At 40.1% G+C, this 18237-nt stretch carries 16 protein-coding genes; 6 read left to right on the plus strand and 10 right to left on the minus strand.

Translation table 11 applies throughout. The features are described from left to right. Positions 1–11 precede the first annotated feature (11 nt). Entirely contained in the window at positions 12–1349 is a 1338-nt protein-coding gene (gene phoR / locus G2999_RS09220) for a phosphate regulon sensor histidine kinase PhoR (protein ID WP_010181018.1), read from the minus strand. A 21-nt stretch (positions 1350–1370) separates the two neighbouring features. Next, complete coding sequence (gene phoB / locus G2999_RS09225; protein WP_010181016.1) at positions 1371–2057, minus strand: phosphate regulon transcriptional regulator PhoB; 687 nt, start codon at positions 2055–2057, stop codon at positions 1371–1373. A 174-nt stretch (positions 2058–2231) separates the two neighbouring features. Here phoB and rdgC point away from each other — a divergent pair, with 174 nt between their 5' ends. Further along, positions 2232–3128 carry a recombination-associated protein RdgC gene (rdgC, locus tag G2999_RS09230; protein WP_010181014.1) on the plus strand — a complete coding sequence of 299 codons (897 nt, stop codon included), beginning with the start codon at positions 2232–2234 and terminating at the stop codon, positions 3126–3128. A gap of 36 nt (positions 3129–3164) precedes the next feature. On the opposite strand, the gene G2999_RS09235 is transcribed toward rdgC, so the two are convergent. From G2999_RS09235 to folB, 5 genes are all read right to left on the minus strand, one after another. Beyond that, positions 3165–4829: a hybrid sensor histidine kinase/response regulator gene (locus G2999_RS09235; RefSeq protein WP_010181012.1), complete on the minus strand. Its 1665-nt coding sequence runs from the start codon at positions 4827–4829 to the stop codon at positions 3165–3167. A 68-nt stretch (positions 4830–4897) separates the two neighbouring features. Continuing rightward, on the minus strand, positions 4898–5257 hold the full coding sequence (locus G2999_RS09240) for a histidine triad nucleotide-binding protein (RefSeq protein WP_010181010.1): 360 nt from the start codon (positions 5255–5257) through the stop codon (positions 4898–4900). A 20-nt stretch (positions 5258–5277) separates the two neighbouring features. Beyond that, positions 5278–6078 (minus strand): undecaprenyl-diphosphate phosphatase, encoded by an 801-nt coding sequence (locus G2999_RS09245; RefSeq protein ID WP_010181008.1) that lies wholly within the window; start codon positions 6076–6078, stop codon positions 5278–5280. 7 nt (positions 6079–6085) lie between these two features. After that, the gene (gene folK, locus G2999_RS09250; RefSeq protein ID WP_010181006.1) at positions 6086–6580 is read right to left on the minus strand and encodes a 2-amino-4-hydroxy-6-hydroxymethyldihydropteridine diphosphokinase; all 495 of its coding nucleotides are present in this window, start codon (positions 6578–6580) and stop codon (positions 6086–6088) included. Position 6581: 1 nt separating this feature from the next. Beyond that, positions 6582–6971 (minus strand): dihydroneopterin aldolase, encoded by a 390-nt coding sequence (gene folB / locus G2999_RS09255; protein ID WP_010181004.1) that lies wholly within the window; start codon positions 6969–6971, stop codon positions 6582–6584. An 88-nt stretch (positions 6972–7059) separates the two neighbouring features. Here folB and plsY point away from each other — a divergent pair, with 88 nt between their 5' ends. After that, complete coding sequence (gene plsY, locus G2999_RS09260; RefSeq protein WP_010181002.1) at positions 7060–7638, plus strand: glycerol-3-phosphate 1-O-acyltransferase PlsY; 579 nt, start codon at positions 7060–7062, stop codon at positions 7636–7638. Positions 7639–7641: 3 nt separating this feature from the next. On the opposite strand, the gene tsaD is transcribed toward plsY, so the two are convergent. After that, positions 7642–8658, minus strand: coding sequence for a tRNA (adenosine(37)-N6)-threonylcarbamoyltransferase complex transferase subunit TsaD (tsaD, locus tag G2999_RS09265; RefSeq protein ID WP_010181000.1), 1017 nt, complete (start codon positions 8656–8658; stop codon positions 7642–7644). 270 nt (positions 8659–8928) lie between these two features. Here tsaD and rpsU point away from each other — a divergent pair, with 270 nt between their 5' ends. From rpsU to rpoD, 4 genes are all read left to right on the plus strand, one after another. Then, the gene (rpsU, locus tag G2999_RS09270) at positions 8929–9144 is read left to right on the plus strand and encodes a 30S ribosomal protein S21 (protein ID WP_010180998.1); all 216 of its coding nucleotides are present in this window, start codon (positions 8929–8931) and stop codon (positions 9142–9144) included. A 200-nt stretch (positions 9145–9344) separates the two neighbouring features. Continuing rightward, positions 9345–9788, plus strand: a complete 444-nt coding sequence (locus tag G2999_RS09275) for a GatB/YqeY domain-containing protein (protein ID WP_010180996.1) — start codon at positions 9345–9347, stop codon at positions 9786–9788. 10 nt (positions 9789–9798) lie between these two features. Then, positions 9799–11580, plus strand: coding sequence for a DNA primase (gene dnaG / locus G2999_RS09280; protein ID WP_010180994.1), 1782 nt, complete (start codon positions 9799–9801; stop codon positions 11578–11580). A gap of 239 nt (positions 11581–11819) precedes the next feature. Next, on the plus strand, positions 11820–13643 hold the full coding sequence (gene rpoD, locus G2999_RS09285; RefSeq protein WP_010180992.1) for an RNA polymerase sigma factor RpoD: 1824 nt from the start codon (positions 11820–11822) through the stop codon (positions 13641–13643). 239 nt (positions 13644–13882) lie between these two features. Here the strand turns inward: rpoD and G2999_RS09290 are convergent, their stop codons facing one another. Together G2999_RS09290 and G2999_RS09295 are read right to left on the minus strand one after the other, a co-directional pair. Next, complete coding sequence (locus tag G2999_RS09290) at positions 13883–16993, minus strand: efflux RND transporter permease subunit (protein ID WP_010180990.1); 3111 nt, start codon at positions 16991–16993, stop codon at positions 13883–13885. Between the two features lie 5 nt (positions 16994–16998). Further along, positions 16999–18117, minus strand: a complete 1119-nt coding sequence (locus G2999_RS09295) for an efflux RND transporter periplasmic adaptor subunit (protein WP_010180987.1) — start codon at positions 18115–18117, stop codon at positions 16999–17001. Positions 18118–18237 lie beyond the last annotated feature (120 nt).

The raw sequence follows: 18237 nt of genomic DNA on the forward strand, positions 1-18237 counted from the left end.
TTAAAATGGTCTTAGTCGCGAGGTAAATTCTCATTATTTTTATAAGGACTATCCGATGGGATCAAATCATTACTTAAGATAAACGAAAATTCAGCTCCTTGTCCAACCTTACTTTTCACTTCCAAGAAAGTATTGTGATGGTTTAAGACATGTTTGACAATCGACAACCCTAATCCAGAACCGCCCGTATCACGCGAGCGAGCTTTGTCTACACGGTAAAATCGTTCGGTGAGACGTAACAAGTGCTTTTCATCAATACCGTCACCATTATCTACAACACGAAACTGCGCATCAGCACCAGACTTCGACCAATACACATCAATTTGTCCTTCATCCGGTGTATAACGAATCGCATTAAATATAAGATTGGAACACGCAGAGCGAAGTTCACTTTCCACACCATAAACATTCAAACCCGCTTCAATATGAAATTGAATAACATGACGTTTATCTTTATTTAGCCGCTCTGCTTCCATATTGATTTGTTGAAACATACGAGACATATCGACAATATTTTCATAAATACGCTCTGAGCTTGACTCAATACGCGATAACACCAATAAATCTTCAATGAGATTTTGCATCCGTCGAGTTTGGGTGCTCATTTCATAAATGGCTTTATATGCGAGTGGATCATCATTCAACATCGTCATCGGTAGCATTTCTAAATATCCACTAATGACAGTTAAAGGGGTACGCATCTCATGAGAAACATTCGCCACAAAATCTCGACGCATATCTTCCAATTGTGAAACACGTGTAATATCTCGGGAGATCAACAATAAATTATCGTCTCCATATGGCATTATCCGATATTCATTGGTTTTTCTTGGGTTTGCTGGGGACGGGACTTCAATCGGATAAGTAAAATCTCCGGCTTGGAAATACTCAACAAACTCTGGATGACGTAATAAATTATCTATTCGCATACCCATATCATCAGGCCATTTTATGCCTAATTCAAACCTAGCCAGTCGATTACACCATAATATCGTGGCATCATTATCAATAATCACTACCGAATCTGGCAGCGCCTCAGCCCCTTTGCGAAATCGCTTAACTAATTCTCCTAACTCTTTGCGTTTGCCACGCTGGCGGCGTTGTAATTGATATATACCCTCGTAGATATATTCCCATACGCCATGTACTTTTGGAGGAGATAGTTTTTTACTTTGCCGGATCCATTGATTTAATTTATATAATTGATATAAATTAAATCCCAGCATGACCAATGTCGAAAGCGTTACACCAAACATGTAATTATCCAACAACATACCCAGTATCAGTGCAAGTATGATCAGCACGATAAGCTGAGATATATTTTTTGACCATGTAAATGGATAATACATAAACTAAATAGCCTTAAATCATTATTTAACAGAGAAACGGTAGCCAGCACCACGCACCGTTTGGATCATAGCATCATATCCTTGCGACTCTAAAGCCTTACGTAGTCGTCTAATATGTACATCGACAGTCCGATCCTCTACATAGACATTGGTCCCCCAGACATTATCCAGGAGCTGTTCACGTGAGTACACACGCTCCGCATGGGACATAAAAAAGTGTAATAATTTAAATTCAGTAGGGCCCATTTCAATACTGACACCATTGGCTGTAACTCGATGAGAAATAGGATCTAATACCAAACCCGAAAAGTGAATAGGTTCTTCTTTCGCTGTAGGTGTCACACGTCGCATGACTGCCTTAATGCGCGCAACGAGCTCTTTTGGAGAAAAAGGTTTAGTAATGTAATCATCCGCACCGGCATCTAAGCCTCTGATTTTATCATCTTCTTCTCCACGCGCTGTCAACAAAATAACCGGAATCTCTCGGGTGAACTCATGTTCTTTAAATTTACGCGCTAACTGTACACCACTGCCACCAGGTAACATCCAATCTAATAACACCAGATCAGGATACGGTTCGACCATTTTATCTAGTGCAATATCAAAGTCTTCGGCTTCGTTCACGGTGAAACCTGCTTGTTCTAAGATTATTTTGATCATTTCCCTGATTGGGGCTTCATCTTCAACTAACAAGATTGAACGAGACATGGTTTTTCCTAATTTAAAATTACTACATTATTCATATAAGATAATTATTCACTTTTTCTATGACAGTTTTATTAATCCCTCGTCATATTTGTAAATTAATTTGTATAATTGTCATCAACACTAATTATTGATACTCTGCGCATCCTTTTTTCGACCCCCTTTGGAGATTACATTATGTGGTTTAAAAACGCTAAAATGTATCAACTTACCCAACCACTTTCTTTTACTGATGATAATTTACAGGATTGTCTTGAAACTGTCACATTCCGCCCTTGTGGATCTCAAGAACTTGCTACCATGGGGTTTGCAGCACCGTTACCTGATTCATCTCAGTTATTTCATCAGGCAAATGGCCGTTATTTATTCACATTAAAAAAACAAGAGCGCATCTTGCCTGCTGCGGTGATCAATGCAGAATTAGCCGAAAAAGTAACCCAAATAGAACAAGAAACGGGCAGTCCCGTCGGTAAAAAAGCCCAACAAGATCTAAAACAAGAGATCGTCGCACGTTTATTACCCCAAGCCTTTACTAAAAACTCTTATTCTCACGGGTATATTTGTCCTAAGCATAAGCTGGTTATTGTCGATGCTTCTGCCGATGGTAAAGCGGAAACCTTTTTGGCGATGTTGCGTAAAGCACTTGGCTCTTTACCTGTTGTGCCTTTATGTCGCTCAGGGATCCAAACGTATTTAACTAATTGGGTCACCGCAAATCCACCAGAACAGATTCAATTATTAACCGATATTGAACTCAAAGCCCATGATGATGAAGCTGCTGTCGCGCGTTGTAAAAACCAAGATTTACAAGCCGAAGAAGTCTTGCGTCATATCGATGCGGGTAAATGGGTGGAGAAATTAGGGATTGATTTTAATGAACAACTGACATGTATGATCGAAAGCGATGGATCAATTATACGTATTAAATATGCCGATTCATTAAAAGAAGAAAATCAAGATATCCCCAAAGACCAGCAAGCAGCTCGTTTGGATGCTGATTTTGTTTTGATGTCAGCAGAACTCGTCGCGTTAGCCGATTATTTAACGGAAGTGTTAGAGCTAAACAAAGACTAAGAATGAAAGGGCTTCCTAGGAGCCCTTTCAATTAGATTATTGGCATACAGCATTAAGCGATTTTGATATGCTAAGAGCTGTAAAAGGTTTATTTAGTTCGTCTTGTATCAAGGTTAGATTATTGACTACGTCAGTAAATTTAACCTTGAATTGCTCATTAGCGGCAGATATAGCGATGATAGGTTGACTTATACCCATTTCTCGAAGCGCTCTTGATGCATCTATACCGCTCATATTAGGCATCATCATATCCATTAAGATCACATCAAATGCGTCATTTGTTTGACAAAAATCAATACATGCTTTACCCGACAAAAACGAAATCACATTAACATTACACATCTTGAGTTGCTCAGTTAATATTGCAATATTAATTTCACTATCATCTACTATGACCACTGTATCAATATGAGCAGTTAATAATGACAAATCAGTGTCCGTTTGCAAAAGCTCATTGACCTCCTCTAATGGCGTCATGAATGAGATTTCAAATGAAAACGTCGAACCCGACCCTAACGCTGACTGTATATGTAACTGACTCCCAAATGCTCGCAATAAATTTTCACAAATATATAAGCCCAACCCAGTACCATGATTAATATAACTGGTTTGATAAAACGCGTTGGCAACATGAGTCAATTGCTCTCGCGTCATTCCTTGCCCTGTGTCACTGATTATAAAAGTTACATTATGTAGGCCTGTAGAGTCCAACTTATGCTCTGCCGATAAGTGGATCGTACCAGTGTCGGTATATTTTATTGCGTTTGATAACAAGTTTTGAATGATTTGGTGAAGCCTATCACTATCAGTATTCACCCAAGATGGTATATTTTCATCAATAGATAATTCAAGGGTGATCGGTTTATCGCCTATATTTAGTTGAGCTTCCTTGTATTCTGATTCTAATAACGCCACTACACTAGTAGGCTGTAATCTTAATCCATCAATGTCCTGCTCAGATTTAGAAAAGGTTAAAATATCATTGATCGTACGTAACAAGTAATTTGACTGTCTTTGCGCCGATAATAAATAGTTTTCGTGCTCAGGGATAATCTTTTCTTTGATAATGTCGTGTGTACCGATAATAGACTGTAAAGGCGATCGTAATTCATGACTAAAACTGGCAAGAAAACGTTTAAGATCTTGCGTTTGTCGTTCTGCTTGGTTTCTTAATTCTTGTAGTCTTGAATTGTAAAAAAGTGTAAGAAGTCCAATCCCAGCTGCAGCTATTAACACTTGCAGATCGATATACATATTTTTATTACTAATATTGAAATCATGCAATAAAAATAGTGATAAATAGACAGCAATATAATAACTAAGCAGCCAGCGCCATGTAAATATAATAGATATTAAAAACCCTGATGCTAGAGCTAGCAATACCCAGTCTATGCCACCTCCACCATTGTATAAGCGAAACAGCAAGGCCAAATTAATAGCAATAATATAAAATCCACCAACCATTTTGATGGTTAAACGGTATCTAAATTGTTCTAAAATCAACGTAAGGAATATTAAACTAGGACCAATAAAAGCAAAGTTTTCTGGAGAGAATATCAGATTCATCAAACCCGCAAACATCCCACAAAATCCAATCACTAAAATAGTGACATTCAATGTTTGCGCTTGGGGCTCATTATCATTACATTCACGAAATCCTCGTTGAATATAACCTTTAAAATACTTCAATAATCGTTGCATCCGTGTATCTCTTCTTTCCTTTCTTCTTTCCTTGATGAGTCAACGCACATCTTTATATAATTAAGTACTTATTTTAATCGTTCTTGGTAGGGTGGCCAACCTAGTGGTTTACCCGCTAATACATGTAAATGAATGTGGTATACCGTCTGTCCGCCATATTCATTACAATTCATAACGGTTCGAAACCCTTTATCAGCTTCGCCATGTTCAGCCACTATCAGTGCGGCTATGCCAGATAATTTCCCTACTATTGTATAATCATCAGGCGTAATATCGTTGATGGTCGCAATCTGTTTTTTAGGGATCACTAAAAAATGCAACGGTGCTTGAGGATTAATATCGCGAAAGGCTAACACGTCGTCATCTTCATATAAGATATCGGCAGGGATCGATTTATCTATAATTTTATTAAAAATGGTTTCACTCATCGGATGACTCCTAGCGATAATTAAATGTAAATAAAGAAAATCAGCACGGCACCTAACAATAATCGATATATAACAAACGGGAACATCCCAATACGATTAATCCATGTTAAAAACAATGAGATACAAATATAAGCTGACACAAAAGAAAATAACGCACCATAAGCCAATGCAGACCAATCCACCGCGTTCGGCTCAGCGACTAAATCCAGTGTCGCTAACAGGCCGGCACCTAAAATGACAGGAATAGACAGTAAAAATGAAAAACGGGCACTACTTTCACGATCATAACCCAGTAATAACCCCGTGGTCATCGTGATCCCCGAACGAGATGTGCCAGGAATAAGCGCGATGGCTTGGGATAATCCGATAATTAAACTGTGTTTCCACGTCATATTATCGACGACTTTGACACATTTAGCTTTAGCATCGGCATACCATAACAACAAACCAAACACGATAGTGGTAAAAGCGATGACCGCACCTGAACGTGCATATACTTCAATAAACGACTTAAACGTGAATCCAATAATAATAGCAGGGATAGTTGCTAGCACCACAAACCATGCCAGCTTACTATTAGTAGTTTGTTGACGAGTAAACCCAAAACGACACCAGTCAATGGTCATATTGATAATGTCATGACGAAAATAAATAATTACCGCAAGTAAGCTGCCGACATGAACAGCCACGTCAAAAGCAAGACCTTGACTGTCCCAGCCAAGTAACGCTTCAGGTAAAATAAGGTGTGCGGAAGATGAGATCGGTAAGAACTCAGTGATCCCTTGAATGATAGCTAAGATCACAATTTCAAAAAAGGTCATACTATGACTAACTCCATGTAATATCGATTGTCCATAATTTTTGTTCAGGCTGATCAAATTCAGCCCACATTTGTGCATAACTCATTTGTGTACTGGGGTGTAACTTATTCGGTAATAATTCCGCTAAGGGTGCTAACACAAACGCATGATACTCGATTTCCGGGCGCGGTAATACTACTGGTTCCACACATACCACATCATCGTAGGTCAATAAATCAATGTCCAAAGTCCGAGGTGCAAATTTAATATCGGCACGCGTGCGGCCATTTTTATGTTCAATATCTTTAAAAAATCGCACCACCTCAGCAATACTCATATCAGTGTAAGCGCTCATTACGAGGTTATAAAACGCCGCGCCAGAAAAACCCACAGCTTCACTTTCATAGGTACTAGATAAATGGATATCCGTTAAGCGCTCAGTGAGTGCGGTAATCCCCGCTTGAGTATAATATTCGCGATCGACGTTAGATCCTAAACTGATTAAAATATGATGCTGACTCATACTATTTCTCACCATTCTCACGATATCGTGTGATCGCAACAGCCACTTTAACATCATTAGGCATGATATCCGGCTTATGAATAGTCACGTCAATGGCTGACACTTTTACAAAATTATCTAACACCGCTCGGGCAACATGCTCGGCAAGGGCTTCTAACAACTGATATTCACTTTGCTGACTGATATCAGTAATTAATTGAGTCACACTCGCATAATCCACCGCGTCTTGCACATTATCACTTAAACCTGCTGGACGATTATTAGTATGTAAATCAACTTCGAAAATTACCCGTTGAGGGGCTTCTCGTTCAAAATCATACACACCGATGAGTACATCTAATTGTAAGTTACGAATCAAGACTCGGTCGGTGTGGGGTAAAGAAGATGTCATAAGTTGGGGCCGATAGATAATAGCTAGTCAAACATGACTTTATTTAGTAAATTGACCATAGTGTAGCGTGAATGGAGGGAGGAAGTACATGGAAATCACAATAATGCTGACGATTTTAGCGGCTTATGTTCTTGGCTCTTGTACCAGTGCCGTCTTAATTGCAAAAGTGTTTCAATTACCCGACCCTCGTTCGACCGGTTCAGCTAATCCCGGTGCGACAAACGTCTTTCGTATTGGTGGGAAAATACCAGCCATCATTGTTTTGGTCTTGGATTTATTAAAAGGCAGTATTGCCGTTTATAGTGCTCATGAGTTAGGACTCAGCGATGCCTGGTTAGGTATCGTGGCAATTGCCGTATGTTTAGGTCACATGTACCCCATTTTCTATCATTTTTCAGGAGGCAAAGGGGTAGCCACGGCCTTTGGCTGTTTAATGCCTTTGGGATTTAATATTATTGTCACGTTAACCATGGTGTGGATAATAACTTATCGATTATTTCGATATTCTTCCCTTGCAGCATTGGTCACTGTCGGTATTGCGCCATTAGCTACTTACTTTTTCAATCCTAAATATACTCTAGCGGTCAGTATGCTCGCTGTACTTATTATATGGCGACACCAGCACAATATCACAAGATTACTGCAAGGAAGCGAACCCAAAGTGTAATACTTATAGCGGTGGCAGTGAATCCAGCGGCCAGCGCGGTTTAACTTGTTCATCATAGCCATCGAATTGCTGTGCCTTCAAACGTTCCATGCCAGCATATGCGATCATCGCCCCATTATCCGTACAAAAAGCCAAGGACGGATAAAAGACATTTTTACCATTTGGTCCAATTTTAGCTTCAAATACTTCACGTAAATGCGTGTTTGCACTTACTCCACCCGCAATCACCACACGTGAATAACCGGTCTGTTTTAATGCGCGTTTGCATTTTATTAATAATGTGTCCACCACGGCTTCTTGGAAGGCATACGCAATATTTGCATGCGTCTGTTCATCATTATCAGCCGCACGGATCGTATTTGCTGCAAAGGTTTTTAAACCGCTAAAGGATAAATCTAAACCGGGTTTATTGGTCATGGGACGAGGAAATTGATAATGACCAGGCTCACCCTTTGCAGCCAACTTCGCTAGTAATGGACCACCAGGATAATCTAAACCAAGTAATTTAGCCGTTTTATCAAACGCTTCTCCCGCGGCGTCATCAATGGATTCACCTAGTACCTGATATTCGCCAATACCTTTAACATCGACAATCATACTATGACCACCAGAGACTAATAACGCAATAAACGGAAATTCAGGCGTATTTCCCTCATCTAACATTGGGGCAAGTAAATGGCCTTCCATATGATGCACACCCACTAGCGGTTTATCCCAAGCAAAGGCTAAACTTCGCGCCACCGATGATCCAACTAAGAGCGCTCCTATTAAACCAGGGCCTTTCGTGTAAGCTATTCCATCTAAATCATCGGCTGAGGTATCAGCGTCTTTAAGCGCGCGTTGAATCAACGGAATAATTTTGCGAACGTGATCACGTGATGCTAATTCAGGGACGACACCACCATAATCAGCATGAAGTTTTACTTGAGAATAAAGTTGGTGAGATAATAAACCAAGTTTATCATCATAAACTGCAATGCCAGTTTCATCACACGAAGTTTCAAAGCCTAATATGCGCATAATAATGAGTGTACTTATGGGTTATGTGCCAAATATGTGAAAGAGTTTACCCATATCATCAGATAATGACTAGACCTTGGTCAAAAAATTAGCACCTATCTTGAATTTGTACTTTACAAGCGTTGCTAACATGTTTACTATTACGCACCATTTTTAGCCAGAGTGACTTTTCTGGTGATAGAAAGTTCGAATGGTATCGATTCGAACATAAGTACATCACCGCTATAAAACTCGCTCTGAAGATTCATAATTTTTGAGGTTTACATTTAAATGCCTATCGTTAAAGTTAGAGAGAACGAACCGTTTGACGTAGCTCTTCGTCGTTTCAAACGTTCATGTGAAAAAGCGGGTGTATTATCAGAAGTTCGTAAGCGCGAATTCTTTGAAAAGCCAACTTGGGAACGTAAGCGTAAGAAAGCTGCCGCTAAAAAGCGTCATTTGAAGAAGCTTTCTCGCGAAAACGCACGTCGCGTTAAACTTTACTAAGCAATTTTAGTAAATATTCCTATTTACTAGGAATAGATGTATTAAGGCAGCCAATTAGGTTGCCTTTTTAGTTTGTGCAATGGCTATTTTTCAATCTGATACTCTGTTAATCTGAACACTGATGTCTTTCCTTCAGCTATGCTTGAAAGGAAAATATGAAGATCAATCAACGCTATCAGTGTTTTTTATAAGGATAAATCATGACTTTACTAGAAACGCTCAAAGAAGCACAAAAAGATGCGATGCGCGCCAAAGACAAATTACGTCTTGGAACCATCCGCATGACTTTAGCTGCAGTTAAACAACGTGAAATAGATGAGCGTATTGAATTAACTGAAGGTGATGTATTAGCGATTGTGACCAAAATGGTCAAACAGCGTAAGGATGCGGCCCAACAATTTGCTGATGCTGACCGTCTTGATTTAGCAGATAAAGAATTAGAAGAAATCGTCATCTTAGAAAGTTTTTTACCTCAACCACTAACGCCAGAAGAAATTGACACACTAATTGCTACCGCGATTAGCGACACAGGTGCAGCTGGCATGCAAGATATGGGTAAGGTAATGGGATTATTAAAACCACAACTGCAAGGACGTGCAGATATGGGTAAAGTCAGCGGATTGATTAAAGCAAAATTAGGCTAACCAAGATATCATGGCAGGCAGGATCCCTCGAGATTTCATTGACGATTTAATCGCACGTACCGATATCGTGGATATCGTTGATAGCCGAGTCAAACTAAAAAAAGCAGGTAAGAATTATCAAGCCTGCTGCCCTTTTCATAATGAAAAATCCCCATCTTTCACCGTATCTGCTGAAAAACAGTTTTATCACTGTTTTGGTTGTGGTGAACACGGCAATGCATTGTCTTTTATTATGGAGTTTGATCGGTTGGAGTTTGTCGAAGCGATTGAAGAACTTGCCGCCCATCACTCTCTTGATGTGCCTCGTGAACAAACCAATACTCCCTTTAATCCACAAGCTTCACAAGAAAAAAAACAACAACGTGAAAATGATTATGAGTTAATGGAAAAAGCAGCCAAATTTTTTCAGCATCAGCTCAAACATCACGCCAACTCAAGCAAAGTCATTGATTATTTAAAAGATCGTGGACTTAGCGGCGAAATTGTCAAATCGTGGGAAATCGGTTATGCGCCACCAGAGTGGCAAGCATTAGCGGATACACTGGGAGCCACACCCGAAAAAGCCCAACAGTGTGTCGATTTAAAAATCATGACCCAAAATGATAATGGCAAACGTTATGATTTTTTCCGTGATCGATTAATGTTTCCCATCCGTGATAAACGTGGACGTGTCATTGGTTTTGGGGGGCGCGTTTTGGATGCTGAGCAAGGACCGAAATATTTAAACTCTCCCGAAACTCGCATCTTTTTTAAAGGTTCGGAACTATATGGGCTTCATCGTGCACGAAATATGCAGCGCCATATTGACCGCATTGTGGTGGTCGAAGGCTATATGGATGTGGTTGCGTTGAGCCAATTTGAAATTAATTATGCCGTTGCATCACTCGGCACGTCCACCACTCCAGAACATGTGCAGTTGATGTTACGCAATACCGATGAAATTGTATGTTGTTATGATGGGGATAAAGCGGGACGTTCTGCGGCATGGCGTACCATGGAAAATGCATTACCGTTACTCAAAGACGGTAAACAGATGAAGTTTATGTTTCTACCTGATGGTGAAGACCCTGATACAATGGTCAGGAAAATCGGTAAAACTGCGCTTGAAACTTTATTTTCAGAGGCTATGCCTTTATCTAAATTCTTATTTGATAATTTATTAACACGCCATAATGTTGGGTCAATTGAAGGCAAAGCATCTCTTCGAGCTGAAGCAGAACCTTTAATTAATATTGTTGGTGGGAATATTCAAAAAGAGATCCTCTTAGGCGAACTAAGTAAATTACTTGGCGACTATGATCGCCATCAGCTTGAACGTGATATTACTAAAGCCAACGCGACCCCTAATCGCATGTTACCACCGAAACGTGGCGCTCCTCAAAAATTATCACAAACGCCGGTACGTATGTTAATTCGTTTGTTAATCGAGCACCCCTCGTTAGCCCAAGCACTACCGAAAGTAAATCCAGCGGCAATTACTGATGCCGGCTTACCCGGTCTACCATTTTTAATTGAGCTACATCAATTTTGTTCCCAGCAAACTAACGTTAACACAGCCTTAGTATTTGAGTATTTCCGAGAACACCCATTTGCTCAGCATTTGCAAACATTATTAGCTCAAGAGTGGTTAGTCAAAGACGACGAAATACAAACCGTGTATGTAAGTACATTTAAGCGACTCATCGACCAATTTTTAGTGGGCCAAACAGAAGCTTTAATTGCTAAATCCAGAAGTATTGGATTAAGTGATGAAGAGAAAACAACACTCAAAAAATTATTGATGAAAAAATAATTGCTATATCAGATTTAATTTTTCATCAATCAAGCCGATATTTAATATTCATTATGACAAATAGTCATTATATTCGATTTAGCAGCTAGTGATTTTTATCCAATATCTGCTATAATTATCTATCCGTAAACGTCTCAGTGAAGAGTAGCGTTTCCAAACATCAACGAATCAATGAACCTCAGCATTGGACGCTAGGGTAAGCAGTAATGATTTGATTCGCATGAGAAGTGTAAATATTTATGCAAAGTAAGCAGTCTCAGATTAAACTACTGATTGCCAAAGGTAAAGAACAAGGTTATTTAACCTTCGCCGAAGTCAATGACCACCTACCTCAAGATATTGTAGATTCAGATCAAATCGAAGATATTATTCGAATGATCAATGATATGGGTATCCAAGTATTTGAATCTGCTCCTGATTCAGATGAGTTGTTAATGGCCGAAACCACGACGGATGAAGAGGTTGCCGAAGCCGCTGCTCAAGCACTTGCAACAGTAGAAAGTGAAATCGGTCGTACAACCGATCCGGTTCGCATGTACATGCGAGAAATGGGTACTGTTGAGTTATTGACCCGTGAAGGTGAGATTGAAATTGCAAAGCGCATTGAAGATGGGATTAACCAAGTCCAATGCTCAGTCGCGGAATATCCTGAAGCCATTACTTATCTATTAGACCAATGGGACCTGTACGAAGCCGAAGAGATTCGTCTAAGTGACATCATTATTGGGTTTGTCGATCCGAACGAAGATGAAAACCTTGCCCCAACTGCTACTCACATTGGTTCTGAATTATCTGAAGAAGAACTTGAAGATGAAGATGATGATGATGCTGAAGAAGAAGAAGTCGATACCGGTGTTGATCCAGAATTAGCGCGCGAAAAATTTGATGCCTTACGTAAACAATATAACAAAACACGTGATGTTATTGAGGCTAAAGGTCGCTCTAATGCTGCAGCTAAAAAGCAAATCGCTAAGTTATCAGATGTATTCAAAGAATTTCGTTTAATTCCAAAGCAGTTTGACCGAATGGTTAAAAACATGCGTGGTATGATGGATCGCGTTCGAATTCAAGAACGTTTGATTATGAAACACTGCGTTGCACAAGCTAAAATGCCTAAGAAAGACTTTATTAAGGCGTTCGCTGGTAACGAAACTTCGACAGATTGGTATTATAAAATACTGAAAACATCTAAACCTTACGTATTGGTGTTAGAGACCTTCCAAGAAGACATCGAACGTAGCGTCAGCAAGATGAATGCTGTTGAGGCTGAAACCGGTTTATGTATTGCTGATATTAAAGATATTAATCGACGCATGTCAATTGGTGAAGCCAAGGCACGTCGAGCCAAAAAAGAGATGGTTGAAGCCAACTTGCGTCTAGTGATATCCATCGCTAAAAAATATACCAACCGTGGTTTACAATTCTTGGATCTTATCCAAGAAGGTAATATTGGTTTGATGAAAGCGGTTGATAAATTTGAATACCGCCGTGGTTATAAGTTTTCAACTTATGCTACTTGGTGGATCCGCCAAGCAATCACCCGTTCTATTGCAGACCAAGCGCGTACGATCCGTATACCCGTTCACATGATTGAAACGATTAATAAACTCAATCGTATTTCACGTCAAATGTTGCAAGAAATGGGTCGCGAACCGACACCGGAAGAATTATCGGAACGCATGATCATGCCTGAAGATAAAATTCGCAAAGTGCTAAAAATCGCTAAAGAGCCAATCTCTATGGAAACCCCAATTGGTGATGATGAAGATTCACACTTAGGCGATTTCATTGAAGATAATACCATTATCCAACCGTTAGATTCTGCCACTGGTGGTTCATTAAAAGATGCGACTCAAGACGTATTAGCCGGATTAACACAACGTGAAGCAAAAGTGTTACGTATGCGTTTTGGTATCGATATGAATACTGACCACACGCTAGAAGAGGTAGGTAAACAGTTTGATGTAACACGTGAACGTATACGTCAAATTGAAGCTAAAGCGTTACGTAAACTTCGTCACCCTAGCCGTTCTGAGCAATTAAGAAGCTTCTTAGACGAATAACCTTGTATGTTGCGTGTTATTATTATTAACGCGCTATAGCAAAACATTTAAGCCCTGAGAGCAATCTCGGGGCTTTTTATTGTTAACACTCTTATTTTGACGAGAATAATATGTTCATAGAATTTTTTGGTTACACCGCAGCATTCTGTACGTCGATGTCATTACCTTAATTTTTGCTGGAACTATTTTAATAATCAAAATAACCAACCGAAAAAAAGATAAGGAAGGGTCTATATAATTTAGACCCCATCCCCTTTACGATATGGAATTTGACTTTCAAATTCATCAACTTGTTGACTCAGTGCTTCGGGTGAAGAAGTGTTCCTCGCTAAGACGTGATACATCGTTGGAATAACAAATAACGTTAAGAACGTTGAGAATAGTACCCCTGCAAATATCACCATGCCAATGACTGCCCGACTTTCTGAACCTGGACCTACGGCTAACACTAATGGTAATGCACTAAATACTGTAGTAAAACCGGTCATCACAATGGGACGTAAACGCTGCGTAGATGCGGTACAAAGTGCTTCTTTGAACTCCATCCCGGCATCACGAAGTTGGTTGGTGAATTCCACTATCAAAATACCGTTTTTAGCTGCCAGCCCAATGAGCATCACCAGCCCTATCTGAGAATAGATATTTAATGACATTCCATTAAGATATAAACCAATAAAAGCACCGACTAAGGCGAGCGGAACCGTGAACATAATGACTAATGGATGGATCCAGCTTTCAAACTGAGCTGCTAGCACCAGATAAGTAACGGCGAGTGCCATCGCAAAGATAAATAAGAATGAATTACCTGATTCTTGATAAAGTAACGATTCACCTTTGTAATCAATCGAGACATCTTCTGGCAGCTCTGTCGCTACAATATTCTCTAAGTAAGCCAGCGCTTCACCTAATGTGTAACCATCGGCTAAGTTGGCATTAATAGTAATGGCGCGCATTCGATTGTAACGATTTAAGTTTGATGCTGTCGCTTGTTCGGCCACACTGACTAGATTATCCAGTGGGATCAATTCATTGGTCGTGCTTGAACGAACATAGATATTATCGATACTGTCAGGACTACCAAAATCACTTTCTTCACCTTCAAGAATGACTTCATATTCTTGACCGCGATCTAAATAGCGCGATACACGACGTTGCCCCAGCATGGTTTCAAGGGTGCGACCGACTTCAGAAATGGAGACTCCTAGATCCGCAGCGCGTTCGCGATCAATATTCACGGATAACTGGGGCGTTGTCTCTTTATAGTCTGAATCCAAACGGAGTAACTTGGGATTTTCAGCTGCTTTTTCTAAGACAATATCGCGCCATTGTACTAGCTCTTCATAAGTATTACCTTGCAACACGAACTGTACTGGTCTTCCTAGACCACGCCCACCAAGAGACGAACGCATGATAGAGAACGCACGTACATCTGGTATTTGCGACAGTTTACCGGTCACTTCATTCATCAAGTCAAAGGTACTACGTTGACGTTTATCCCATTTTGCTGCACCGATTATGGCAATACCTGCACTACCACCAAAACCTGGTGTACGAACCAGAACACGTTCTGCTTCACCTGTTTCTAAATAGGGTAATAACAGATCTTCAATTTTCTTGATATTTTCACTATTTGATTCAAAACTGGCGCCTTCTTGGGCTTGCATCAAAACAAAAAAAGTACCTCGATCTTCTTTCGGAACAAACTCACGAGGGATTAAATTGTTTAACTGATACATGAGCAGTAAGCTAGCTCCAATCAAAATAAACACTAATAAAGGTTGGTGTATTGTTTTTTGTAACCGGGCATTATAAGCACCCTCTACGCGTTTAAACGCACCTTCAACCCAAGAACCAAACCCGCTACTACGACTGCGTTTAGTTAACAAATATGAACTTAACATGGGCGATAGCGTCAGTGCGGTAAAGCTCGAAAATGCGACTGCAGCAGCAATAGCTAAAGCGAATTCTGTAAATAAGCTACCAATATTGCCTTCTAAAAAGACTAATGGCACAAAGACGGATATGAGTACCAAGGTCGTCGCAATAACAGCAAAGCCAACTTCTCGCGCCCCTCGGTATGAGGCTAATAAAGGTGGCTCACCCATTTCAATACGGCGATAAATATTTTCTAACACAACGATGGCGTCATCTACTACCAACCCAATAGCAAGCACTAATGCTAATAGCGTTAACAAGTTAATCGAAAACCCTAACGCATACATGACAATAAACGCAGAGACTAAGGAAACAGGCACTGTTATTGCTGGAATAATTGTCGCTCGCACATTTCCTAAGAAAATATAGATCACGACCACAACCATAAACATCGCAATGGCGAGGGTGTTATATACTTCGTTAATTGACTCTTCAATGAAAATCGAAGAATCATAACTAGGTACAATAAAAATATTATCTGGTAGTGTTTGGGAAATCTGTGCAATGGCTTTTTTCGCATTTTTCGCCACTTCCAGTGTGTTGGATTTAGATTGCTTTACAATCCCCAGTCCAATCATATTCACACCGTCACCGCGAAACTCAGTTTCATCATCTTCAGCGGCTAATTCAACCCGAGCAACTTCTGATAAACGCACTAGATAACCATCAAGATTTGATTTCACCGTTAAGCGCGCAAAATCATCTGGGGTAAGAAAAGAACGGGTCACCCTTACTTCAAAATCGCGATAACTTGATTCTACGCGACCGGCGGGTAACTCGACATTTTCACTGCGGATCACGCGCTCTACATCCGCGACCGTCACGCCACGCGCTGCCATCGCGTCTTTATCAAGCCATACTTTCATCGCATAACTTCGACCGCCACCTAAGCGGACACGCGCTACACCATCAACAATAGAAAGTTGATCAACAATAAAACGATCCGCGTAATCGGTAAGTTCCATTACAGATAGATTGGTTGATCGTAAGTTATACCAGACAATAACGTCTTCATCCGAACCGGATTTAGATACTTCGGGTGGAAATGCTTGGTCTGGGAGGTTATTTAACGCACGACTAATTCGCTCTCTTACATCATTAGAGGCCGCATCAATATCTCGTGATAGATTAAACTCTATTGAAATTCTAGAGCGACCATTACTAGAAGATGAACTGATATTTTTAATACCCTCAATACCACTAATACGATCTTCGAGTAGTTGGGTAATACGTGTTTCTATAATCGCAGCTGAGGCACCTGGATAGCTGGTGCTGACAGATACTATGGGCGGATCAATGTCTGGGTATTCACGCAAAGACAATAAGCTAATTGCGACGACACCAAAGACAATCAATAATAAATTAACGACACTGGCAAAAACGGGGCGTTTCACCGATAAATCAGATAATAACATGGTAACTATCCTTGTACGTGAGCACTTACAGGCTGTTGGGTTTGCGTGCTTTTGTCATTGTTTGCCGGAGCATTATTGGTACTTAAAATACGTAGCGCAGAACCATCACGGATACGTAATGTACCTTCTACGACAATTTCTTCGCCTTCGGTGATACCCGATAAGATTTGCACAATGCCAGGGCGACGCTCACCGATAGTCACCTGCGTTTTCACTGCTTTACCATCGATAACTTTAAATACAAATTGCTTTTCATGATCGGGTACCAATGCTTTTTCATCAATGGTTAGTGTACTTAACACGCGTTTTTGTAACGTCACTGTCAATAACATGCCTGGACGTAATTGTTGGTGTGTATTATCAATCTCTGTACGAATATTGAATGAACGTGTCGATGGGTCAATACGAGAATCTACATTCGTAATCATGCCCGTAAATTGCACCCCAGGATAAGCAACCGATTCAGCAAAGACCGTTTGTCCCTCTTGAACGCTAGGAAGATGACGCTCTGAAATAGAAAAATCGACCTTGATAGTATCTAAATCATCTAGTGTGGTGAGTACATCACCGGGTTTTACATAGGCTCCAAGAGAAAATTGACGTAAGCCGAGTTTCCCAGAGAATGGCGCTAAAATTTGACGTTTATCTAAATTTTCTTGGGCGACTTCACGTTGCGCAGTCAATGCTTTTACACGTGCCTCTTGCTCATCTAATAACTGTGCAGAAGTTGAATTGGATAATGCTAAGTTTTTGATACGAGCTAATTGGCGCTCTGCTTCTGCAAGATTAATGTTGATTTCATTTAAGCGGGCTTTTTGTTCATTACTATTTAATTGTGCCAGCAAAGTACCGGCTTCCACACGTTGACCATCTGTAAAGTTCAAGACAGTAATCACATCCGATTGTTGCGGAGTAATATTCACTGACTCATTGGCTTTAGCAGTACCTAGGGCTTTTAGAGTGATGGGAAAATCAGTGATTTGTACAATTTCAGTGATAACAGGTGTCGAACGAGCACCTCGCTGAGAAGTTTGTTCAGTCACCGGTACATTAATGTAAATAAGTAAGGCCGCTAGTGCAATAACGCCTAGCCATAAAGGGGAAAAACCAAAACGCTGTGACATGATATTCCTTTAAAATTAATAGCGATATCGCTATGTGTAATTATTGATGAGCGGTTTATTGTGCATTATTAACGCTAATCAGCGTATTATAAGCGCATTATTAGCGTTTGTACTGATTTA

Source organism: Glaciecola sp. HTCC2999, from assembly GCF_000155775.1.
Lineage (GTDB): Bacteria > Pseudomonadota > Gammaproteobacteria > Enterobacterales > Alteromonadaceae > Opacimonas.